The following is a 23,174-nucleotide window of genomic DNA, read 5'->3' as shown; positions in this document are numbered from 1 at the left end:
GCGCGCTATCGGCGGTGTCGGCGGCGTTCCATCATGAATGCCAGCGGAACCGTCACCATCATCGGGCCGACGAGATCGGCCACCTGGTCCGCCCGCGGCCAGGCGCGCGGGTCGAACGCGCCCCACCACGGCATGTTGCCGCGCAGCCCTTCGCCCAGATGCTCGATCCAGCGATATTCGGCCTGCGAAATTTCACGCCCGATGAAATAGCCGCAGGCGAGCGCCGCGCCTGCCCACCAGTTGCGCGTCAGGAGGCCGACCGCGATCTGGATCGCCAGCGCGGCGAGCGCGTGTTCGATGAACGGCATGCGGCAGGTCCTCCAGCAATTGCTGCGCCATCCTGCGCCCGCGAACGCGCGGGATCAATCGAGCAGGCGCGCGAGATAGCTGCCGTATTCGGACTTGCCGAGGCGCGCGACCGCCTGCTCCAGCCCCGCCGCGTCGATAAAGCCGTTGTGGAAGGCGATCTCTTCGGGGCTGGCGATCTTGAAGCCCTGCCGCTTCTCGATCACGCGCACGAATTCGGCCGCATTGAGCAGGCTGTCCGGCGTTCCGGTGTCGAGCCAGGCGAAGCCCCGGCCCATTATCTCGACGCTCAACTGCCCGCGCTTGAGATAGGCGCGGTTGACGTCGGTGATCTCCAGTTCGCCGCGCGGGGACGGGGCGAGGTTCGCCGCGATGTCCACCACCTGTTCATCGTAGAAATAGAGCCCCGTCACCGCCCAATTCGATTTCGGGCTGGCGGGCTTTTCCTCGATCGAGAGCGCCGTCATTTCGACATCGAAATCGACCACGCCATACCGTTCCGGATCGGTGACGTGATAGGCGAACACGCTTGCCCCGCTCGTCTTCACGCGGGCCCCACGCATCAGTTCGGGCAAGCCGTGCCCGTAGAAGATATTGTCCCCCAGGATCAGCGCCGAGGGTCCGCCGGCCACGAAATCCGCCCCGATGACATAGGCCTGCGCCAGCCCGTCCGGGCTCGGCTGTTCGGCATATTCGAGCGCCATACCCCACTGCGACCCATCGCCCAGCAGCTCGCGGAAGGCGGGCAGGTCGCGCGGGGTCGAGATGATCAGCACCTCGCGGATTCCGGCCAGCATCAGTGTGCTGAGTGGATAGTAGATCATCGGCTTGTCGTAGACCGGCATGATCTGCTTCGACGAGGCGAGCGTCATCGGATAGAGGCGCGTGCCGCTGCCTCCGGCCAGGATGATCCCCTTCATCTGGTGGTCCTCCTCAAGATGGTTGGCGGCAATGGCTCAGGCCGTCTCGGCCAGCAGCCGTTCGACGACCGGGGGCAACGAATCTCGCCAGTCGGGCAAAGCGACGCCATGCGCCTCGGCCAGTCTGGCGCAATCGAGCCGCGAGTTGGCGGGACGCCGCGCGGGCGTGGGATAGTCGGCGGTGGTGATGGCGTTCACCTCTGCCGATGGCCCGCCCCGCTCGGCCGAGGCGGCGAAGACGGCGCGTGCGAAATCGGCCCAGCTCGCCTCGCCAGCACCGCTCATATGGAACACCCCGCGCAGCGCGGGATCGCTGTCGGCCGCGAGGTTACGTGCCACCGCAAAAACCCCGTCGGCGATATCGAGCGCGCTGGTCGGATTGCCGATCTGATCGGCGACCACCGAAACCTCGTCGCGTTCGGCCGCGAGTCGCAACATGGTGCGCACGAAATTGGCTCCGAACGGGCTGTAGACCCAGGCGGTGCGCAGGATCGCGCTGCCGCCCGGATGCGCCGCGAGCACCGCCTGCTCCCCGGCCAGTTTGGTCTCGCCATAGACCCCGGTAGGCCCTGTCAGGTCGCTTTCTGTCCATGGCTGCACGCCGCTGCCGTCGAAGACGTAGTCGGTCGAAAGGTGAATCAGCGGCACGCCCATATCGGCCGCTACCGCCGCCACCGCGCCGGCGCCAACTGCATTGACGGCAAGCGCGAGATCGCGCTCGCTCTCGGCCTTGTCAACCGCGGTATAGGCGGCCGCCGACACGATGGCGTCTGGCCGCGCGGCGGCGAGAGGCGTGGCGACCGAGGCGGGATCGGCGAGGTCCAGCTGGGGCCGCCCGATGGCGACGATCTCGTCACCGGCGAGCTTGCCGCGCTCGATCAGGCTGGTGACGACCTGCCCCGATGTCCCGGTGACCGCGATCCTCATTCCGGGGCCTTGTCCCCGTTCGCCGCAGCGAGGCCGAGCCGCTCGCCGTCGTAACGGTCGCGCAGCGGGCGCCACCACCATTCGTTGTCCAGATACCAGCGCACCGTCTTCTCGATCCCGGTGTCGAACGTTTCTTGCGGGCGCCAGCCCAGTTCGCCTTCCAGCTTGCTCGCGTCGATCGCGTAGCGCGCATCGTGGCCCGGGCGGTCGGCGACGAATTCGATCAGGCTTTCGCGCGGGTCATTGGCAGGGGCCAGTTCGTCGAGCACGGTGCAGACCCGCCGCACGACGTCGATATTGCGCCGCTCGTTGCGCCCGCCGACGTTGTATGTCTCGCCCACACGGCCCCGTTCGGCGATCAGGTCGAGCGCGCGGGCATGATCGTCGACATAGAGCCAGTCGCGCACGTTCTCCCCTTGGCCGTAGACCGGCAGCGTCCGTCCCGCGAGCGCGTTAAGGATCGCGAGCGGGATCAGCTTCTCGGGGAAGTGGTAGGGGCCGTAGTTGTTCGAACAGTTCGAGACGACGACCGGCAGGCCGTAAGTGCGCTGCCACGCCTTCGCGAGATGGTCCGACGCGGCCTTCGATGCCGAATAGGGGGAGCTGGGATCGTAGGGCGTGGTTTCCTCGAACAGCCCCTCATCGCCGAGCGAGCCGTAAACCTCGTCGGTCGAGACGTGGAGGAAGCGGAACGACGCCTTCGCATCCCCCTCCAGCCCTTCCCAGTATCCGCGCGCGGCCTCGAGCAGCGTGAAGGTGCCCATCACGTTGGTATCGATGAAATCCGCCGCGCCGGTGATCGAGCGGTCCACATGGCTCTCGGCGGCAAGGTGCATGATCCGGTCGGGCGCGAAACCGGCGAGCGCCGCGTCCATCGCCGCGCGGTCGCGAATGTCGGCTTTCACGAAACGATGGGTGCGTTCGCCCTCGACCGCCTTCAGCGAAGCCTCGCAGCCCGCATAGGTCAATGCGTCCACGGTGAGGACGTCGTATCCCTTGTCCAGCACGAGATGGCGCACGAGCGCCGATCCGATGAACCCGGCGCCGCCGGTGACGATCACGCGCATCGGATCACGCCCCTTCGTAGCGGAAATGGTCGGGCAGATCGGCCAGCTTCGGCTGGTTGCGGTCCTTCGCCGACAGGGTGGCGGGATCGGCCGCTTCGGGCCAGTCGATCGCGATCCGCGGATCGTCGAACGCGAGCCCCATGTCGCATTCAGCGCTGTAGTAACCGGTGACCTTGTAGCAGATCACGGTATCGGGCTCGAGCGCACAGAACCCGTGCGCGAAGCCGGGCGGCACCCACAGCTGGCGGCCGTTCCCCGGCGTCAGCGTTTCGCCCACCCATTGGCCGTAGGTCGGCGAACCGGCGCGAATGTCCACCGCCACGTCGAACAACGCCCCTGCGGTGCAGCGCACCAGCTTGCCCTGCACGTGTGGCGGGATCTGGAAATGAAGCCCGCGGATCGTCCCGCGCGCGGCGCTCAGCGATTCGTTGTCCTGCACGAAAACGTGTTCGCCGCAGTGCTGCGCGAAGACGTCGGCGCGGAACGTCTCGGCGAAGTAGCCCCTGTCGTCGGCGATCTTCCTGGGCGTGAACAGCGCCACATCGGGTATGTCAAAGAGCTCAACCTGCATGATCCGCTTCTGTTTGCAGGGGGAAGCCGGGCATTCGGTCAGTTGCCGAAATTCTCGGCCACTGCGGTCGCCGTGACGACGGGCGCGAACAACTGGCTGATCGCCTGGATCAGGGCGCGCGGCTGATTGGCGGCGGCATTGCCGAAATAGAGAATATCACCGTCGCGCAGCGCGAATTGCTGCGCGAGGAAATAGGTCGCGGTGTTCATCATGTTGAAGTGATAGACCACCGGGCGGGTGTTGCCCGGACCCAGATAACGGAACAGGAACACCGCCTCGGGATCGCCCGAACCGGCGTTGGGTCCACCCGCCGCCGAGATCGCCTCGACCACGGTCATCGTGTCGCGCGCGAATGGCATCTGCTGCACGCGGCCTGACGCGCCGAGTACGGAAAAAGTGTGGGGATCGGCGAGGACAGTCAGGCGGTCGCCGGGATAGGCGACCGCGTTCTCGTAATCGCCTGCCAGAATACTGCTCAGCCGGATGTTCGCCTCGTCCGATCCGCGCTCTATACGTAATACGAGATCCTTGGCCGCCCCGCGGTATCCGCCCGACAGGGCGATCACATCGCCTATGGTTTCGCGATTGGTCTGGAGCACGAGCCGACCCGGTCGCACGACTTCGCCGCCCACTATGACCGAGCTGCTGACCACTTCCTCGCGATTGACCGTGACCTGCGGGTCTTGCGACAGGAAGCGTAGGGCGACGCGAATCTTTTCCTGCACCTCTCCCACGGTATTGCCAAGCACGCGAATGCGCCCGGCGTAGGGGATGTTGATGTCGCCCTCGTCGTTTACACGGACTGGAGGAAGCGCACTCATGCGAACCGAGGGATCGAAACCGCTGTCCGTCAGATTACCGCTGGCGCCGTTGCCACCGAACAGCGAAACGCCTGCTTCGAACACGTTGATCGTCAATACGTCACCGGGGCCGATCATATCCGTCGGCGGCGGCTCACGATCCGGCAGATTCCACGCAACGGGCGCAAGCCGCGGCGGGACCGCTGCGACACTGTCGACCTCCACGATTTCGATATCGAGGTCGGCCGACGCTGCCGTATCCTTGATACGCGACCCGGTCGGACCGCTCGACGGCAGCGTGGAACATGCGCCCAGCAGCACGAGCAGCGCCACCATGATCAAATTTTTCACGTGCATGGATGAGTTTGCATAATCTTCGTTCGAGGATCAGCGCCCACTAACGAAATTCGCCGGACAGGCCTAGCCCTAAGAAAACCTGTACGCTTCTCCCAGCGTTCTGTTAGCATCGCACCCACCCGATTATCTGCCATGCCTGCGTGGCGCGAAAGACTATCTTCTTCGATGAACCCGCCGGCCGATGGACTGAAACCCACGCTAAGCGACATCTTGCTGCTCATGGTCTGCCGACCCGATCGACTCGCCGCGATCGGCTGGTGGTGCCTGTGCGGCAAGCGACTGCGCGCACGATATCGCCTTGAGGCAGCGATCGCCGCGCTGCCTTTCGCTTATCAGCGGCGCATGACAGCCCATGGCCGGCGAGATCTCGATACGATTTCGGCAGCGAACGGAACTATTGGGAAAGGCAATTTCTCAGGAACCGAAATCTGCATCCATATCCATCTGTCGAGCGACTCCGATCGCTCCGCTGCCCAGCAGGCAGCGAAATCCGCGCTGCGGCAAAGCATCGCACCGCTGCGTGTGATCGTTACCACCGAAAATGACGCATCGCTGCCCATTGAATCCGACAGGATCGAGCATGTCGCCGCGCCGTACGCAAGCAGGATCGCGGCACTGCATGCCGCTCTGGGAATCGCCAAGAAGGTAGGCGCGTCGCTCCTCATCCCGCTGGCCTCGGACGCCGTCTTGCCGCGCCATGCGCTGGCCGCCTACGCCGCGGATCGTGCGCGTGCCGACATTTCCAGTGACGAGCAAACTGTGCTTTACGGCGATCAGGACGAGATCGGACGCCGCGGAGCCGAAGGCGCCGCATGGTTCAAGCCCAATTGGGATTCGCGGATGTTCCTTTCGCAGGACTATGTCACCGCCGCATGCGCCTTGCCGGTAGAATCCACACTCGCCCGCCTCGATAGCCGCGACGGCCTCGCGCCGGAAACGCTGCACGAACTCGTTTTGCATCTCCTGTGCGGTGCCAGCCCCATATCCGTCCGCCACGTGCCCAGAGTCACGACAAGCACAGCTCATGGGGAATGGCGCAAGCCATCTCAGCAGCGGGCCGCGGCGATCTCGCGGCTGGTCGCTCCCTCGGCGCAAGCCAGTGATGGACCGTTCGGTACTGTCGCCCTGCGCTGGCCCATGCCTGCACCCGCCCCCGTGGTCAGCATATTAGTCGCCACGCGCGATCGGGTAGAACTGCTGCGGAAATGCGTCGATGGGCTGCTGCATGAAACCGACTATCCCGACTTCGAAGTCATTATCGCCGACAACGATAGTCGCGAAGCGGAAACCTTGGCTTACATGAACTCAGTCGCAGCCGATCCACGGGTGCGCGTCGTGCGCTGGCCGCACCCGTTCAACTATTCCGCAATCAACAACTTCGCCGCGGGTCATGCGCGCGGCCAATTCCTCTGCCTGCTCAACAACGACATCGAGATCATCGATCCCGATTGGCTGAGCGAAATGATGCGCGAAGCGGTACGCCCCGGCGTCGGCGCGGTGGGCGCGCGCCTGCTCTATCCAGATCGCTCGATCCAGCACGCCGGGGTCGCGATCGGCATCGGCGACGCCGCGGGCCATGCCCACCGGGGGCTACCCGAAGGCGAGCCCGGCTACTTCGCCCAGGCGCTCGTCGCACGCGGCGCCACCGCCGTCACCGGAGCGTGCCTGCTGGTGGAAAGGCAGCATTTCGACGCGGTCGACGGGCTGGACGAGGAGAGCCTGGCGGTCGCCTACAACGATGTCGATCTGTGCCTAAAGCTGCGCGAACGCGGCCTGTCCAACATCTACACGCCCGCCGCCACGCTGATCCATCACGAAAGCAAGTCACGCGGACTGGATTTCGCTCCCGAACACCGAGCGCGTTACATGCGCGAACTCGCCGTGTTTCAGGCGCGATGGGATACGAAGCGGGCGATCGATCCGTGGCACCACCCGCTGTTGGATCGCAACAGCGAAACCTACCGCTTTGCCCGATGATCGCGGCGGACCGCGGCTGATGGCTCCGCGCTAGAGACCGACGACGTCGATCAGCGAGGCCTTGCCGTGAAGCTTCTCGGCCAGACCAGCGAAAGCGGAGTGCCTGACGAGAACGCAGACGACGTCGGCTTGCGCCAGCGCCTCGTCCACCGGCGTGAGCGATATCGGCAAGTCCGAAAAGCTCTCCGGCAGTTCGTCGATATGCGGTTCGACCGCGAGGACCCGGCATCCCAGCGCGCCGAAATCGCGCGTGATGCGAAGCGCTGGGCTTTCGCGCAAGTCGTCGATATCCGGCTTGAACGCCAGGCCGAGACAGGCGACCTTGATGTCCGACATCGTCCGCGAAGGATTGGCCGCCAGCGCGGCCATGATGGCATCCTTACCCTTTTGCAGCACCCAATCCGGTTTCGCATCGTTAACCTCGCGTGCGGTGCGGATCAGCCGCGCCTGGTCGGGCGCGGAGGACACGATGAACCACGGGTCCACGGCGATGCAATGGCCGCCGACACCTGCGCCGGGTTGCAGGATGTTCACGCGCGGATGCCGGTTGGCGAGCGAGATCAGCTCCCACACGTCGATCCCGAACTTGTCGCAGATGACACTGAGCTCGTTGGCGAAGGCGATCTGCACGTCGCGCGAGCTGTTCTCGGTCAGCTTGCACATCTCGGCGGTGCGGGCGTCGGTGACGACGCAGTCTCCGCGCACGACCTTCTTGTACATTGCGACCGCCATCTCGCTGGCGCGTTCGGTCATCCCGCCGATGATCCGGTCATTCTCGATCAGTTCGCTGAGAACATGACCGGGCAAAACCCGCTCCGGGCAATGCGCGATCTGGATGTCGGCATCGTTGCCGGCGTCTTGCGGAAAGCTGAGGTCGGGGCGGGCTTCGGCCAGCCATTCGGCCATCTTGTCCGTCGCGCCGATCGGGGACGTGCTTTCCAGCACCACCAGGTTGCCGGCCTCAAGGACCGGAGCGATCATGCGCGCGGCCGAAGCGATATAGCTGAGATCGGGCTCGTACCCCTCGTTGAAAGGCGTCGGCACCGCGATGATGAAGGCGTCGGCCGGCTCCGGCTCGAGCGTCGCGTGCAGGCGACCTTCGCTGACGACCTTGTGCACCACGCCGTCCAGATCGGGTTCCACCAGATGGATCTTCCCGGCGTTGATCGTTTCGACCACATGGCTGGAAACGTCCAAGCCGATCACCCTGGTTCCGTGAGCGGCGAACAGCGCGGCAGTCGGAAGGCCGATATAACCGAGACCCACCATCGAAATGCGATCAAACATCAATTCGTCCTTCAATCTCGTCGGCTTGCGCTGCCAGCGCGGCGGCGATCCGCTCGGCCGCCTTTCCATCGCCGTAGGGGTTCGTCGCACGAGCCATCGCATCGTACGCGTCCCGATCGTTCAGCAGGGAAAGCGCGGCATCGCGAATGCGCTCGGCATCGGTTCCCACCAGCCGCACCGTGCCTGCATCGACCGCTTCGGGCCGCTCCGTAGTCTCGCGCATCACCAACACAGGTTTACCGAGCGAGGGCGCTTCCTCCTGCACCCCGCCCGAGTCGGTAATGATGAAGTACGACCGCCGCATCAGCCACACGAACGGCAGATACTCCTGCGGCTCGATCAGATGAACGCCATCGGTGTTCCCCAGAATACGCTTCACCGGGCCCTGCACGTTCGGGTTGAGATGCACGGGATAGACAATCTGTGCATCGCCCTGCTCGCTGATATCGCGCAAGGCCCGGCAGATGTTCTCGAATCCCTCGCCGAAATTTTCCCGGCGATGCCCGGTGACGAGAATCAGGCGGCGACCTTCTTCCAGAAACGGAAAGCGCGCCCGCATCTGTGCATCGAGTTCCGCATCGGCGTCGAGGCGGGCCACGATTTCATGCAGCGCATCGATGACCGTGTTACCGGTCACGAAGATGCTCCGGTCGGCGACACCTTCGGCAAGCAGGCTCTGGCGCGAGGTTTCCGTGGGTGCGAAATGCATGTCCGCCAGCCGGCCGACGATCATCCGGTTCGCCTCCTCCGGCCATGGCGCGTAGAGGTTTCCGGTCCGCAATCCGGCCTCGACATGGCCGACCGGCACCTGTGCATAGAACGCTGCCAGTGCCCCGGCCATCGTGGTCGTTGTATCCCCATGGACAAGCAGCCGATCATAGCTGCGTTGCTTCAACACATCGCGCAGCGCGAGAACGATACTGGCCGTAATGTCGGTCAGATCCTGTCCCGGTTTCATCACATTCAGATCGACGTCTGGAACGATATCGAAAAGCGAAAGCACCTGATCCAGCATCTCCCGATGCTGAGCCGTAACGCAAACTTCCACCTCGAACGCTGAATTGTCCCGGAGCCGGTGAATGACGGGCGCCATCTTGATTGCTTCCGGGCGTGTACCGAATACAACAAGTAATCTCACACCAACTCCTCTAGGCACCTCGCTACTCGGGCCGACGCGCTATGCTAAAATTCGGGCAACATACAACCCCCAGCGGAACCAGAGAGCCGCAGCCGGTGTCGAAGCCTAATCCGACGCTTGGCAAAGGCCCGTCTGTCCAGGCAACATATGACGCCATCGGGGCACTGGGCACCTGCGATCAACCGCGTGACAGGACCATTTTGGCAAAATGATCAGGGAAAAGCACCGCAAACAGGATATCGCGAGCGGCCTGTCGACAGCCGCGCTCCATCTTGCGGCGAAGGGGCGCATGTCTGCCATCGATATCGCGCAGGAAGCAGCCGCCTTGGACCGGTCCCCTGCCATACTTGCTGCGCGCTGCAAGGTTTCGCTCAACCTGTATGATATTGACAGTCTGAAAGAGAGCGTGGCGGCGATCGAAGCGGTCGCGGGCGCAAGCGGCGCGTTGGAGTCTTTGCTCGCCGATATACGGTCAGGCCCATTCGCCGTGCAGACGCTTGCGGACAGACTTTTACAGCGACGACCACTGGCGTTGCAGCCCGTTCCCGGGCGGATTCTCTATGTCCTTCACAAATCGCTCCCCGAGGCAAACGATGGCTACGCTATGCGAAGCCACGGGATAGCGCAGGGGCTTTTGGCGCAGGGTGCCGATGTCGTCTGCGCGACACGGCCCGGATTTCCGAGCGATCTCGCCGCCGGCAAGCCCAGTGGATATCAGCTTGATCATGCCGAGATCGTCGACGGCGTGCATTATCATCGGATGACATCCCCCATGCGTGGCGACGCGCCCGCCGCCGCTTACGAGTACATGACCTATGGGTCGCTGGCATATCTTGAGGGCGCCACCGCCCGCCTCGCCCAGTTGATGCGACAGCATCGGCCGGCATGTGTCGTGGCCGCGTCGAATTTCGCAACCGCCCTGCCGGCCTGTCTTGCGGCGCACGAGTTGGGGCTGCCCTTCGTCTACGAGGTACGCGGCTTTTGGGACTTGACACGTGCAGCGCGCGATCCGTCCTATCCGTTGACGATCACGGGCCGTCAGGAACGGTTTCTCGAAGCCGCTACAGCTCGAGCGGCGGCGCATGTTATCACGCTGACTGCCCCTATGCGTGACGAACTGGTTGCAAGGGGCGTCGCTCCGGAGCGGATTACACTGGCCCCCAACGCTTGCGATCCCGAACGCTTTTCGCCCGCCTCGCGTGACGCCAATTTAACGCAGCGGTTCAATCTACCATCCGATATACCGATCATCGGCTATGTCGGCTCGTTCAACCAATACGAAGGACTGTCCGACCTCGTTCACGCTTGCGGCACGCTGCAAAAAGAAGGGTTCGATTTTCGCCTTCTGCTCGTCGGAAGCGAGCCTGCCGACGAGGCCGGGCAATTCCCCGTTACGCAGGAGATCCAGCTGGCCGCTGCGAAAGAGCGGTTGGGAGATCGGCTCGTTATGCCGGGTCGCGTATCACATGACGAAGTGTCTAACTGGTACTCGCTCATCGACATTGCCCCCTTCCCCCGCAGGGCGCTACCGCTGACCGAATTGGTATCTCCGCTCAAACCGTTGGAGGCGCTGGCGATGGCAAAGGCCGTGATCGTTTCGTCGACAGGCGGAATACTCGGCATGGTGCGCGATGGCGAAACGGGGCTGGTCTTCAAAAAGGATAGCGTCGAAGCCCTTACCGATACGCTTCGCATGATGCTGTTGGACCAAGCCATGCGCCGGAGGCTCGGTGCGGCCGGGCGTGCATGGATCGTCGAGCAGAGAAGCTGGCGGCACGCCGCCGACGAAATTCTGGGCGCGGTACGACCGTTGGTTCGATGAAGGAATTGGCGCACCAACCGGATCTCACGCTTGCCGTATTGATCCGCTGATAGCCGTTCTTTAAATCCCGCCGACGAGTGCGGTCGACCCAAGGTCGCTCGTCGAACAAGCCGAGGAATGCAAGGTTTTGAAATTAGGTTCAGGCAGAAATATCGGTCTGTTGCGCGCAGCCCGGGCGCTTCAAATTTCCGGACGGTCGCATTCCGCAGAGACGCTTCTCGAAATTGCGTCCAGCGCTACGGGCGGCCCCGATTTCTTTGGCGCCCTTTTCGATGCCGCGTTTGAAATGCGGAAGTACGATGTCGCTCTCCGCTCGTTGGTGTCGTATTCCGGTCTGGAAAAGAATGACGCGAGAAAAGCGCAATTCCTCCGGACATCATTGACGCGTTTGCAAACAAATTCCGTCGATTGGTTCGACGGTCTGGATTTAGCGGATGCCGCTCTTCGATCCGAACTCGGGTTCGATAGTGATGATTTTCTCGTTGGATTGATTGAGCCGTCATGGACAAATCAACCCATGGAAAAGGTGGTCGAGGCATGCGCCGACTTGGCAGGAAAGGATGAAAAGCTCAAACTGGTCTTGATCGGCGATCAGCCGGCATTGCACGGCCTATTGGCGTCGGAGATCGGCAGGCGCGCGCTCGCGCAAGAGCCAGCTTGGCTGATCCATGTCGACCCCGGCTCTCCAGCACGCGTTGCGGATTATTATGCGGTGCTAGATGCGTTGATTGTCTCCGGTAAGACCCTTCAGGGATATGAGCTCGCGACGCGCCTTGCCGCCGCCGAGGCCGGCATTTATGGCAAACAGCTCATCGTAGGCGACAAGTCGTTGACGACCGATCTCGTAGGGAAAAATGCGGGATCGGTTAACTTCGAGGCGGGCAGCACTGCTGACCTAGCGTACGCTATACAAAGTTCGATGAAGCGTTCCGCGCCAAGGGGAAGCGCCAAGTCGATATTTTCGGCGCTTATCGATCTCTTGCCCAGGGCACCGGCAGCAAACACCGCACTGCTAGCCTCTTCGAAAACCGCGAGCAAGAAAGCTCGAGAAACGCACCGGCGCGACGCTATCGCGCGTCAGGCGTTCTATCGCGAAGGCAAAGTCACCGAAACGCTAGAAATGTTGGAAAGCCTGCGGTCGCGGGGCAGGCCTTTCGACAAGACCGAACGCGACTTCGAATCCTTCGTCGCCGGTGTTGAAAGGCTGCGCAACGGCTGGTCACTGCCGCCACGCCAACCCGATCCGGGCCTTCTTACGCAGCGTCGGCACGTACTATACTGCCTAAACCAGTCGATGCCGCACGCTAGCAATGGCTATGCCACGCGTTCGCATGGCGTGGCGGTAGGCCTGCAGCATGCAGGCTACCGGGTTCGCGCTACGACACGGCCCGGCTTTCCCTGGGACGCCGGGGCACATGGCCTCGGGACGGGCTATTACGATACCGAAGTCGAAGGGATCACCTACGTCGCTTGCTCGGGCGCGAACCTGAACAAAACGCCGCTGGATCGATACTTTGCCGAAGCCGCAGACCATTTTTTGCGCGAAGCACAGGCGTGCGGTGCCGAGATTATCGTCGCAGCCTCCAACCATATTGTCGCATTGCCCGCCTTGATGGCAGCGCGTCGCCTCGGCCTCCCGTTCGTATACGAAGTGCGCGGCCTTTGGGAAGTAACCCAGGCTTCGATACAACCCGAATGGTCCGATTCCGACCGCTATCGGATCGCACGAACACTGGAGCGGCAGGCCGCACTTGAAGCCGATCTGGTCGTCACGCTCACGGAGGAACTGGCGGCAGAGCTGGCTGCGTGGGGCGTTTCGCACGAGCGGATTCAGATCGTGCCGAACGCAGTTGATGAAAAGCGGTTCAAGCCCATGGCACCCGACGCCTCGATAGCCGAAATGCTCGACCTGCGGCCGGGAGTGCCCGTCATCGGCTATGCAGGCAGTGCCGTGGCTTACGAAGGCTTGGAACTGCTGATGGAAGCCTTGGCCCAACTCAAACAAGACGGTCAGCCCTTTCACTTCGTGCTCGTGGGTGACGGCAAGGCGATCGATACCGTGAAGGCGAAAGCGGGCACGCTTGGGATTGCGGACGAGTGCCGTTTTGCAGGGCGAGTCCCTTTCGAGCAGGTGCCTCGCTACCTCTCCTGCATGGATATTCTGCCGATTCCCCGCTTGTCATCGGATGTCACGGAAATGGTTTCCGCGCTCAAACCGCTGGAGGCGATGGCCATGGGCAAGGCGCTCCTCCTTTCGGACGTTTCACCCCACATCACGATGGCTGGTCCCGAACGGCAGCGCGCACGCCTGTTTGCGAAAGACAACGTCGAGGCGCTCAAGGAAGGACTTCAATCGTTGATCGATTGTCCTGACGAGCGCCACCGTCTCGGCCAGTCCGCCCGAAAATGGATCGAGCAGGAACGCACCTGGAGCGATGTGGCACGTCGCTACGCAGACGCCTTGCAACACACTTGCAGCGAATCGCATCTAGTCGCGACCGACACTCGCTCCACTGCCAAATCCCTCGATCGCATTACCCTGGGCCTGATCGGCGACCAATTCACGACGGACACGCTGGCTGCCGAAGTAAAGATCGTTCCTCTCTCGCCGGAGAACTGGCGCGAGGAACTGGCCGCGACGCCGATCGATGCGCTGTTTTTGGAATCGGCCTGGAAGGGAAACGACGGGAAATGGTTCCGCAAGGTTGGCTCCTACAGCGAAGAGGAATTCGCTCTGCTGAGAGGACTTTTGACGCATTGCCGGACGGAGGGGATTCCCTCGCTGTTCTGGAACAAGGAAGACCCGGTTCACTTCGAGCGCTTCCGCAAGGCTGCGTCGCTATGCGATCACGTGTTTACCACCGACAGCCGACGCATCGTTCCCTATCTGGCTAACCCCGGCGCCCTGACGCAGTCTGCAAGCAGTGCCCCGTTTTATGCGTCGCCGAAGATTCACAACCTCCTTCCGTCTAGGAGAGATTGGCAGGCTACGGCAGCCTATGGTGGCACGCATTACGGCAAGCGGTATCCTGAGCGCACCGAGTATATGGACAAGATTATGAGCGCTGCCGCGCCGCTCGGCCTCACCATCTACGACCGTCAGCACGATGATCCGGACTCGCCATATAAGTATCCGTCCGGACTGGGCAGCTACGTCGCGGGCGGTTTGACTTATCAGGAAATGATTCAGGCCTACAAGGCGCATCCGGTACAGATCAATGTGAATTCCGTGCTGGATTCGCCGACGATGTTTTCCCGCCGCGTAGTCGAAGCCGCTGCCTGCGGTTCGCCCATCATTTCCGGCCCTGCAGCCGGCATGAACCGCTGTCTCGACGACACTGTTCACATAGTGCACACGGAAAGCGAGGCTGCGAAGACACTGGAAGATGTGATGCATCATCCAGCCTATCGCTGGCGCACGGCCTTGAAGGCGGCAAGGGCCGTGATGCGTGCCCACACCGCCGAACTGCGCTTGGTGCAAATGCTGCGAACGGCAGGCATGGTTATATGTGCCCCACAGCCGCCGTCCTGCCATTTGGTGACGACCGAAGTCACTACCGCCGCGGCAAACCGGCTGCTGGCCCAGACCTTGCGCCCCGTTCGCGTCCTTGCCAAAAGATGGCAGACCGAAGCGCAGGACAAACTGCAGGCGGCTGGCATCGAATGCGGCAGTTTCGAGGAGCAGAATGCCGAAGCCGGCAGCCTATGGTTCCTGGCCGATACGGGCGCGCTCGAATGCCTGGAAGAGCATGATCTCGAAGACCTTGCTTGGCCGACATGTTACGCGAAACATCACCGCATCGGCTTTTGCCGTGATGCGGAGCCCAACCCGAACGACTGGCCGGGCGTCGCATACGAGACTGATGCAATTGCCCCGGGATTGCAACTCGTGCGCCCCATCGGGGACCACAGGCTGAAAGACTTGAGCAACTGGGCTAGTGGGCAAGTCACGCTGGCGATTCGAAAGCCATCGTCAGACCACGAGCTCTCCCCCGTGGCCGCACCGAAGAAGACATTGCTCATCGCCGGCCATGATTTAAAATTTATCAAGCCGTTTTATCCGCACTTCACGGCAGCCGGCATGCGTGTCCTTCTGGATTTCTGGACCGGACACAACCAGCATGACAAGGCCGCAAGCGAACGGCTGATACGACAGGCAGACATCGTGTTTTGCGAATGGATGCTAGGCAATGCCATTTGGTACGCGAGACATCAAATCGATGGGCAAAGGCTGGTAGGTCGCTTCCATCAACAGGAAATTAATCACCGGCTTTTTCCAGAGGTCCCCTTCGAAACGTTCGATGCCGTCATCTTCGTGGGGCCGCACGTGCTTCGCCGCGCCGTGGCCAAGAACCCAGCACTCAAGGATAACGGGTGTGTGATTCATAATGGCGTGGATATCGACGGTCTGCAATCGGTTCCACGAAAGACACCGTGCGGCAAAGTTCTGGGAATGGTTGGCATTGTTCCGCAAATGAAGCGCTTCGATGTCGCGCTCGATATTCTCAGGGATCTACGAAGAACCGACGCAGAATATATATTGCGGATAAAAGGCAGGCGCCCGGAAGAGTATGGCTGGATGGCCAACCGGCCCGATGAAATGGCTTGGTACGAAAGCCAATATCATCGCCTCGAAAACGACCCGTTGTTGCGAGGCGCGGTCTTTTTCGACCCCCACGGAGACGACATGCCGGATTGGTATGCCGGAGTTGATTTCGTGCTTTCCACCAGTGATTTCGAAAGTTTCCACCTGACCGTCGCCGACGGTTCAGCCGCCGGCTGTACGCCAATCGTCTTGCCGTGGGAGGGCGCTGATGAGATATATCCGCATGACTGGGTGATCGATAATCCCAGGGCTGCAGTCGAAAGAATAATGGCGGGTCCTACAAAAAAAGAAAAAATAGCGATGTTTTCAAAAGAGAACTTCCATAATCAGTTAATATCTAAAAAAATATCCAACCTTCTGCTAGACGTTTAGCTTCTTCCCGAGCGGCACCCTTAAGCTCATCGAGCGACAAAATTCTCAAATGGTGAGAGTTCTTAAATGGCAAAAGTGTCTATAAAGACATCATCCAGTCCGGACTTGAGCAACTGTGTAATCGCGAAACTTCAGCAATTGATTGACGATCCGATCAGATGTAAAATGGGCGAAAGACTGGTCCGAAACCGCGAGCTTGAGCTCGCGCCCTTTGATGCAGTCACGATTTCTGAATGGAATGACTGGGAACAAAATCCATTTAAAAATCGAACCTGGCAATGGCGCCTGAATTGGCTTTCTTTTCTACCAAACCTTATGGCTTATCACCGGTCGTCCGGCGAACCAGCCGCTCTCGACACGGCTTGCGAAGCAATACGGTCCTGGACTGACGCCTACCTGAAGACCGACACAGATCATCCGTTCGAGTTTATTTGGCATGACCACGCCACCGCGCTGCGTGCCGAACAATTGGTATTTTTCGCATATTATTACATTCAAAGCAAAAAAAATTCTGACTTGACAGATGATGGATTTTTAGTTCATTTGAAGAATGCCTTATTAGTTCATGCCAAAATACTTGCCAGAGAAAATTTTTACTCAGCACATACTAATCACGGATTGGAACAATCTCGGGTGCTGCTTTTGCTTGGCACTGTCTTGGAGCATGACCAAGCTCTTCAATGGCAAGGCGTAGCTATTCGCCGGATTGCTAGCGAGCTTAGATTCTCGTTCACGACCGAAGGTGTCCACGTCGAAAATAGTCCTGCCTACCACATCTTCGTTTTCAAGGTCTTTCTCAGTATAATTAACGACTACAGGAACGTTATTTCTGATGATTTTATCGAAAACTTCGATTCACTATCGTCTAAGGCGCTGATCTTCATAACGCATATTCTAAGACCAGATGGGGCATTACCGCCCATCGGAGATACAGAACAACTTCCTACTACCGACGTATATGGGGGCGTGTTCGGTGATAAGTTGGAATATCAGCACTTACTTTATGCATTGACCCAAGGCAGAGATGGCTCAGTCCCGAGTGATGTAAATCAAATATATCCGCGCTCCGGCTACGCTATTTTTCGTGATAGATGGCACTCTAGGAAAGCCTATCGACAAGCATGCCACCTGATCGTCAAGGTCGGATGCTCTAGCCGATACCACCATCAGCAGGATGAGGGGCACATCAGCCTCTACGCCGGGGGTGAAGACTGGTTAATCGATTCCGGCCTCTACAACTATGATAATACAGACGCGGTGCGCAAGTACATGCGCGGACGCCGCGGACACAATGTGCCGATTGTCTCTCACGCAAGCTATGGCAAAGAATTCGAGCACCGATTAAGCGCTTGGAAGGTAACAGAATATTCAACCGATGAGTTAAATCCGTATTTAACTATGAAGCTGAATATTCTACAGCCAATCAATCATGAACGTCGAGTCGACTTCGACGCAGCGAAGAAAATCGTAAATGTTTTCGATAGTATTTCTGCTGATGATAATAAAGATCGAGATATAATCCTGCAATGGCATTTTCCAAAAAACAAGCTAATACAGATCAGTGGGCATAAAGTTATAATTGCTAGCTCTAAAAATAATAGGATGGTTATTGAATTTAAAGGAGATGTACCAGACAACTTATCGGTCGAGCGAGGTCGAAAATTGGACGATATTCGCAGCTGCATTTCATACAAAGTCAACCATCTCGAATCCAGTCAAGTGGTGAGGGCAGCGTTTAGAAAGCGCCGTGAACTGAGCGTTCTGACACAGTTCAATTTATCGATCGCCGACCCATCGGAATCTCGCAGAATTCAGCGAGCTCAGCAGAGCCTGAAGGCTGATGGCACACCTCGCATGCAGGAAGATGAGGTCACCTATGTGACATGCAATTATCAAAACGCGGACGTTATCCTCGAATACGGGTCCGGAGGATCGACGCGGGTCGCGGCACATATGCATGGCAAACTCGTCATGAGCGTCGAATCCGATCTTGATAGGGCGCGTCAATTGCGGCGCGATCTGGCAGGCGCAGCTTCACCAGTTATTCTTCAACATGTCGATATCGGCGAGGTGGCGCCTTCTGGGCGCCCCCTGACGGACAGATCCTGGCGAAACTCTCATGGCTATGCCAATTCGGTGTGGGACCAGCCTTGGTTCCGCCAACCGGATATTGTGCTCATCAATGGCCGATTTCGCACCGCTTGCTTGGCATCGGTCATCTTGCGCACCAACCGTCCGGTGAAGGTCCTGTTCGACGATTATGGCGAGCACTTCCAACTCATCGAACGGGCGGCCAAGCCAGTCAAGACGGTAGGGCGAATGGCTGAATTCCTGATAAAGCCCGGCGCATATTCGCAGCAGGAGGTGGGATTACTGATCGAGCAGTTTTTTCTGGGTGAAGATCCATAGCGCTGCCGAAAGGATCTGCCGCCGGCCTAGTAAGGAAAGGTGACGTAGCATCGTCCACGGCAGAGCCGCTGTCAGTGAAACGGCGAGATGCCGCGACTTCGCCGGTTGTAATCGAACGGCGGATCAAAGATAGAAAGCGCCCTGTCACCACAGCCACCTTTTGAAATAGGATCACCATGGCGCAGCGTCCAGCGCAGGAATTGCAATCGAACCAGGAAGATACCGCTCGCCAGGACCTTGATGTCCTCGGTCGCGAGATACTCAATCCGGTGTCGAACTGGGCGCTGTTCTGGAAGCCGCGCTATCTCGCCGCATCGTCCACGCTCGTACACCTGCCCTATTTGTTCTGGCTGGTCGAAAACCACGCGCCGTTGCGGGTAGTGCAACTCGGGATAGGCGACGGGGTGGCTTACCTTGCGGTTTGCCAGGCGATTGACAAGCTGCGCCTCGACGCAGCCTGTTGGGGCATTTCGCCGCCAGGAAGCGACACGGAGGCAACCTCCGCCGCGCTCGAAAGCAATAAAAGACTCTATGACGATTTCTCGATAGTGAAGATCGAGAAAATGGCGACTGCGCATCGGCATTTCCGTAATGCCGGCATCGATTTGCTCATCATCAATGCGCCGCTGGATGACGAGACTGCCAACCTGCTCAAAAGTAACTGGGAGGGACTTCTGTCCGACCGCGGGCTCGTCGTCATTCTCGACAGCACGGTCAGAATGACCGAGAGCGGCGCAACGAGTTGGCTTGATCCGCTGCTTGCCGCACATCCAGGGATCGAACTCGACCAGGGCGAGGGCCTCGTGACGCTCCTCATAGGCGACGATCAGAATAGTCGGGTAAAGCGGCTTGCCGATCTCGAGCTCGGCGTGGCGGGCTATCGCGAGTCTCGGCAGGTTTTCAGATCGCTGGGCGACGGCATCGTCGCGCAGGCCAGGGTCGGCGACCTCGAGGACACACGCCAAGCCGACAGTGAATCACTTACCGGCGCGCGCGACGAGCTCGACAAGAAGCGCCAAGAACTGGCCAATGCGCGAAGTTCGGAAGAAGATGCGCTTCAACAGCTGGCAGCCGCACGGGCCAAGAATTTCGATTTTCAGACCGAGTACGAGGAAGTTCAAGCTAAGCTTGCCGACGCTGAACGGTCGGCGGCCGAAATCCAGAAGGTCAAGTCCGCACTCGCCGATACGGAAGCCAGACTGTCAACGACCGAACAGGCGCTGACGGAGGCCGAACTGAAACTGACAGAGGCTGCGGAAAAGCACGCAGATCTCGAAACGCAGCTCTCCGTCAAGGACCACCAGGCTGAAGCCAAAGATGCCGAAGAGTTGGCCCTGTTAAAATCGCAGTATCAAATGCGATTAGCCGATATTGCGGAATTGGGACACAGCATCGCGCGCAAAGACGATGAATTGCAGCGCCTGAAGCTCCAGCATGACGACGATGTGATGCAGCGCTATATCCTCGCCAAGTTGGGCGAAACGCATTTACATCTCCACACGGTGCTCAACCAGCCCCACCGCTTTCGCGCGAACAGGCGTGCCAAGGAAAAGGTTGCCGATGAAATCCGTCTCGTCGATTCTTCGGGCCTGTTCGACGCGGAGTGGTATTGTGCATCCTATCCCGACGTAGAGGATAGTGGGATCGAACCCGTTCGGCATTTCGCGACCCAGGGCGCTTACGAACTACGCAACCCGGGGCCCGACTTCGATTCGTTCGAATATCACAAGTTCTACCCGGATGTGACGGCAGGAGGGGTCGCCGCGCTAATACACTACGCACGCAATGGGAAAAGCGAGGGCCGACGGACGTTCCCGGTCGGAGAGGGCAGCTAACGCAAGGTTTGCACCGAAAAACTCGCCAGGAATATTACGCCAGGGCCTGATTCTGTATCTCACGCGCGCGGCGGCGGGCTGCAAGGCTCATCTTGCCAAGTTGCAGCCGCGCTGCGTCCAGGGCCAGCACGGCAGCAGCGACACCGCCAGCCGAATCTGGCGGCACCACCAATCCGGTTCGGCCGCTGATCACCAGCGACGGGGGGGCACCCCGATCGTAACAGATGACGGGGCGGCCCGCCGCCATCGCTTCGACCACGGTCCGACCGAAGCTTTCGGCAAAGTGCGACAAGTTCAGAACGATATCGGCCTGTCTGATTGCCTCGACGGGGCTAGATGCATAGTCGCGAAACTGCACGTTCGGCGGGACGGGCTGCAACCGATGCAAATCGTCTGTCCATGGTCCGATCAGCAGGAATCGTACGGGCCGCCCGGTCGCCGCGACCATTCGCGCGGCAGCGACGTAATCCCCGATACCCTTTTTGGCGATGTTGCTGCTGATCAAAGCCACCTTCAGGTATCGTTCCGGCGCGAACTGCAGATCGAACAGCGCCTCCTCGACCGCATTGGGCCGTACCGTGCAGCGACCGGGGCATTCAAGCCAGTCGGCTACGGCCTGAGATGGCATGACGAAGCGGTCCGCCTGATCCAGCAACCGGCGACGCAAGGTTGCGGCATTCATGCCCAAGGCGCGGCATAGCGCCGGATCTTCAGCAGGCATTTCCCGCACGTAAACGACGCTCGGCACATTTTCCGCCCGCGCTGCGATCAAAGGTGTTTCCTGAACAACGGTGTTCACATGAACTTCGCAGGGACGATATTTTCGTACCAGCGCCCGAGTGGCATCAATCGTGCTGTCACTTGGCGGATGTAAGCCACTGCGCCAGATCTGTGGCAGCACCTCCACCGCAGCGCTGATTTCGATCAGGCGCTCCAGATAGACGGCATTCCGCAAGGCCGGCAGGACGACGATCGGGCAAAACCCGTCACGGGCTGTGCGCTCGACTACATCCAGCAGGCTACGCTCGGCGCCGAACAGGGTTTCTCCCGATGTATGGGCGAAAATCAGGACGCGCGGGACATCCGATATCGTTCCGGGCAGTTTTCCTTCGAATTCCTGCAGACAATCCGCTCCATCGGCGCGCCCTTTGCGCAAATAATGGATCAGCGGATTATCTTCAGGCTTCAGTCCGTGCACTCTCCGGTAACCGCCTGTACTGAACAAGGGCCCGGGATCACGGTTCTCACTCGCCCCTGCTGTGAGGTAATGTCGTGCCGCCCCCATCTCCGTAGCCACAACGTCCGGATTGGCCTGTAAATACCAATCGGCGTCCAGCAAATCCGAGCCGACCACGAGATCGTAATCGCTCGGCGGGCCTTCGAGATCGCCGAGGGAGATCTCCGCCGGCACGCGAAACGGGCGTTGCGCGGGCTGCCGAGGCAGATAGAGATCGCCCTTGTCGGCTGCCCGTCGATGCCAGTCATGCGCCGCCTCGAGATAGTCATGTCGCACACCGTGATACTGGGTGCGCATGTGCGTCACGCTTCTATTGGTCAGTGATACAGGTAGCGTTCGGCCGAACGCCAACGGCACGCCCGGACATACTTCCTCGATCGCACTAGCGCCGTAAGCGCGCAGTATACGGTAATAATACTCCGTATCCGCATTGGCTCTGGCGCGATCCCAATAACCGATTTCGTCACGCAGTTCCCTGCGGATCATCAACGAGGAAACGTTCCGGTAAATCCAGCTGTTTTCCAGCCGCCAGCGTGTCATTTCCAAGCCGTTGCTTGCACGAACCCAATGGGACACCGAGGCCTTTAATGCCGCATTTTCCATGAGCACCCGCGCCTGGCTTTCGATTTTCTGAGGGTGAGACCAGTCGTCGGCGTCGTGCACGGTCACGAATACACCCTTCGCTCGCTCGAAACCTGCATTGCGAGCGGGATAGGCTCCTTCGTTGTCATTCAGGGCGATCACGTCGATACGCGGGTCTTCCGCGGCCGCGGCGCGCGCGATGGACAGCGTGTCATCCGATGATCCGTCATCCACTATGAGGATTTCCAACCTCGGCCAGCTTTGCGCTCTCAGACTGCGCAAGGCCGTGGGAAGTTCATTAGCAGCGTTATGCGCCGGCACAATCACGCTAACCAGTGGTAGTCCTGCCGGGTCTTTGGGGGCAGGTGCCTGATCGGTTTGCAACTGGTCGAACAGGTGGCCTCCCCCACCTGACAACGTCACTTCCATCAACCCCGACGCGGCGTGGACGCGTGGCAAGATAGACGACAAATCCGGAATCTGCGAGCCTTCCTCATTTGCCAACAGGATCCGCGCCAAGACGAAATCCGGTAGCTCGCCAAACCTCTCGACACCCTTCCGAAGGATTTCGCGCGCGCCCTCTAAATCGCCACACGCCAGACTCGACTGCACCGCCAGCAAGTAAGGTCCTTGATGTTGAACAGCGTGCATTCCCTCCGGATGCGCATGAAACGTCATGATCGCCTGATGTGCGGCTTGATAATTCTGCCGGTCCATTTCCCAGCGGGCGAGCACCCAGCCCGCCGAAGCCTTCTCAATGGCGGGCCCATGTTCGATGAGCCTCCGAAGCCGGCCTACGATTCGCTCCTGATGGCCGCGCCATAGCCAGGGATCCAATTCCAGCGCATGTACTGCGACCGCGCTTCCCACGTGGGAATCTGGAACGGGCCGCAACCATTCGAAGGAATCATCCTGCGTGAAGTGGCTAGGCTCTGATTTGAATCGCGACATCTAGACGTGT

General features: G+C 60.1%; 14 protein-coding genes. 5 read left to right on the top strand and 9 right to left on the bottom strand.

Going from position 1 to position 23,174, the window contains the following annotated elements:
• Positions 1 to 5: 5 nt before the first annotated feature.
• From ACE3QC_RS11475 to ACE3QC_RS11450, 6 genes are read right to left on the bottom strand one after another with little or no spacing between them, the layout of a single operon-like run.
• The gene (locus ACE3QC_RS11475) at positions 6 to 308 is read right to left on the bottom strand and encodes a hypothetical protein (RefSeq protein WP_374408346.1); all 303 of its coding nucleotides are present in this window, start codon (positions 306 to 308) and stop codon (positions 6 to 8) included.
• 54 nt (positions 309 to 362) lie between these two features.
• The gene (gene rfbA / locus ACE3QC_RS11470) at positions 363 to 1,226 is read right to left on the bottom strand and encodes a glucose-1-phosphate thymidylyltransferase RfbA (RefSeq protein WP_374408344.1); all 864 of its coding nucleotides are present in this window, start codon (positions 1,224 to 1,226) and stop codon (positions 363 to 365) included.
• A gap of 36 nt (positions 1,227 to 1,262) precedes the next feature.
• Positions 1,263 to 2,153 carry a dTDP-4-dehydrorhamnose reductase gene (rfbD, locus tag ACE3QC_RS11465; protein WP_374408342.1) on the bottom strand — a complete coding sequence of 297 codons (891 nt, stop codon included), beginning with the start codon at positions 2,151 to 2,153 and terminating at the stop codon, positions 1,263 to 1,265.
• Positions 2,150 to 3,220 carry a dTDP-glucose 4,6-dehydratase gene (gene rfbB, locus ACE3QC_RS11460; protein ID WP_374408340.1) on the bottom strand — a complete coding sequence of 357 codons (1,071 nt, stop codon included), beginning with the start codon at positions 3,218 to 3,220 and terminating at the stop codon, positions 2,150 to 2,152. Before rfbB ends, rfbD begins: the two co-directional genes overlap by 4 nt.
• A gap of 4 nt (positions 3,221 to 3,224) precedes the next feature.
• Positions 3,225 to 3,791 (bottom strand): dTDP-4-dehydrorhamnose 3,5-epimerase, encoded by a 567-nt coding sequence (rfbC, locus tag ACE3QC_RS11455; RefSeq protein ID WP_374408338.1) that lies wholly within the window; start codon positions 3,789 to 3,791, stop codon positions 3,225 to 3,227.
• A 38-nt stretch (positions 3,792 to 3,829) separates the two neighbouring features.
• Positions 3,830 to 4,948, bottom strand: a complete 1,119-nt coding sequence (locus ACE3QC_RS11450; protein WP_374408337.1) for a polysaccharide biosynthesis/export family protein — start codon at positions 4,946 to 4,948, stop codon at positions 3,830 to 3,832.
• A 165-nt stretch (positions 4,949 to 5,113) separates the two neighbouring features.
• Here ACE3QC_RS11450 and ACE3QC_RS11445 point away from each other — a divergent pair, with 165 nt between their 5' ends.
• Positions 5,114 to 6,925, top strand: a complete 1,812-nt coding sequence (locus ACE3QC_RS11445) for a glycosyltransferase family 2 protein (RefSeq protein ID WP_374408335.1) — start codon at positions 5,114 to 5,116, stop codon at positions 6,923 to 6,925.
• A 30-nt stretch (positions 6,926 to 6,955) separates the two neighbouring features.
• On the opposite strand, the gene wecC is transcribed toward ACE3QC_RS11445, so the two are convergent.
• Positions 6,956 to 8,212 (bottom strand): UDP-N-acetyl-D-mannosamine dehydrogenase, encoded by a 1,257-nt coding sequence (wecC, locus tag ACE3QC_RS11440; RefSeq protein WP_374408333.1) that lies wholly within the window; start codon positions 8,210 to 8,212, stop codon positions 6,956 to 6,958.
• The gene (gene wecB / locus ACE3QC_RS11435; RefSeq protein ID WP_374408331.1) at positions 8,205 to 9,350 is read right to left on the bottom strand and encodes a non-hydrolyzing UDP-N-acetylglucosamine 2-epimerase; all 1,146 of its coding nucleotides are present in this window, start codon (positions 9,348 to 9,350) and stop codon (positions 8,205 to 8,207) included. The genes wecC and wecB overlap by 8 nt, the downstream gene beginning before the upstream one ends.
• Positions 9,351 to 9,558: 208 nt before the next feature.
• Here wecB and ACE3QC_RS11430 point away from each other — a divergent pair, with 208 nt between their 5' ends.
• From ACE3QC_RS11430 to ACE3QC_RS11415, 4 genes are all read left to right on the top strand, one after another.
• Positions 9,559 to 11,172 carry a glycosyltransferase family 4 protein gene (locus ACE3QC_RS11430; RefSeq protein WP_374408329.1) on the top strand — a complete coding sequence of 538 codons (1,614 nt, stop codon included), beginning with the start codon at positions 9,559 to 9,561 and terminating at the stop codon, positions 11,170 to 11,172.
• A gap of 127 nt (positions 11,173 to 11,299) precedes the next feature.
• Positions 11,300 to 16,150: a glycosyltransferase gene (locus ACE3QC_RS11425; protein ID WP_374408327.1), complete on the top strand. Its 4,851-nt coding sequence runs from the start codon at positions 11,300 to 11,302 to the stop codon at positions 16,148 to 16,150.
• 165 nt (positions 16,151 to 16,315) lie between these two features.
• On the top strand, positions 16,316 to 18,559 hold the full coding sequence (locus ACE3QC_RS11420) for a heparinase II/III family protein (RefSeq protein ID WP_374408325.1): 2,244 nt from the start codon (positions 16,316 to 16,318) through the stop codon (positions 18,557 to 18,559).
• 176 nt (positions 18,560 to 18,735) lie between these two features.
• Positions 18,736 to 20,394: a hypothetical protein gene (locus ACE3QC_RS11415; protein ID WP_374408323.1), complete on the top strand. Its 1,659-nt coding sequence runs from the start codon at positions 18,736 to 18,738 to the stop codon at positions 20,392 to 20,394.
• A gap of 34 nt (positions 20,395 to 20,428) precedes the next feature.
• Here the strand turns inward: ACE3QC_RS11415 and ACE3QC_RS11410 are convergent, their stop codons facing one another.
• Entirely contained in the window at positions 20,429 to 23,164 is a 2,736-nt protein-coding gene (locus tag ACE3QC_RS11410) for a glycosyltransferase (protein WP_374408321.1), read from the bottom strand.
• Positions 23,165 to 23,174: the final 10 nt, after the last annotated feature.

The organism is Pelagerythrobacter sp., from assembly GCF_041912895.1.
In the GTDB taxonomy this organism is placed as follows: Bacteria; Pseudomonadota; Alphaproteobacteria; order Sphingomonadales; family Sphingomonadaceae; genus Pelagerythrobacter.
This window is presented reverse-complemented; position numbering and strand designations above follow the sequence as displayed.

Coding starts and splice junctions, on each gene's coding strand:
- ACE3QC_RS11475 (WP_374408346.1), bottom strand. CDS start 308: ATGCCGTTCATCGAACACGCGCTCGCCGCGCTGGCGATCCAGATCGCG.
- rfbA (WP_374408344.1), bottom strand. CDS start 1,226: ATGAAGGGGATCATCCTGGCCGGAGGCAGCGGCACGCGCCTCTATCCG.
- rfbD (WP_374408342.1), bottom strand. CDS start 2,153: ATGAGGATCGCGGTCACCGGGACATCGGGGCAGGTCGTCACCAGCCTG.
- rfbB (WP_374408340.1), bottom strand. CDS start 3,220: ATGCGCGTGATCGTCACCGGCGGCGCCGGGTTCATCGGATCGGCGCTC.
- rfbC (WP_374408338.1), bottom strand. CDS start 3,791: ATGCAGGTTGAGCTCTTTGACATACCCGATGTGGCGCTGTTCACGCCC.
- ACE3QC_RS11450 (WP_374408337.1), bottom strand. CDS start 4,948: ATGCACGTGAAAAATTTGATCATGGTGGCGCTGCTCGTGCTGCTGGGC.
- ACE3QC_RS11445 (WP_374408335.1), top strand. CDS start 5,114: ATGAACCCGCCGGCCGATGGACTGAAACCCACGCTAAGCGACATCTTG.
- wecC (WP_374408333.1), bottom strand. CDS start 8,212: ATGTTTGATCGCATTTCGATGGTGGGTCTCGGTTATATCGGCCTTCCG.
- ACE3QC_RS11430 (WP_374408329.1), top strand. CDS start 9,559: ATGATCAGGGAAAAGCACCGCAAACAGGATATCGCGAGCGGCCTGTCG.
- ACE3QC_RS11420 (WP_374408325.1), top strand. CDS start 16,316: ATGGGCGAAAGACTGGTCCGAAACCGCGAGCTTGAGCTCGCGCCCTTT.
- ACE3QC_RS11415 (WP_374408323.1), top strand. CDS start 18,736: ATGGCGCAGCGTCCAGCGCAGGAATTGCAATCGAACCAGGAAGATACC.
- ACE3QC_RS11410 (WP_374408321.1), bottom strand. CDS start 23,164: ATGTCGCGATTCAAATCAGAGCCTAGCCACTTCACGCAGGATGATTCC.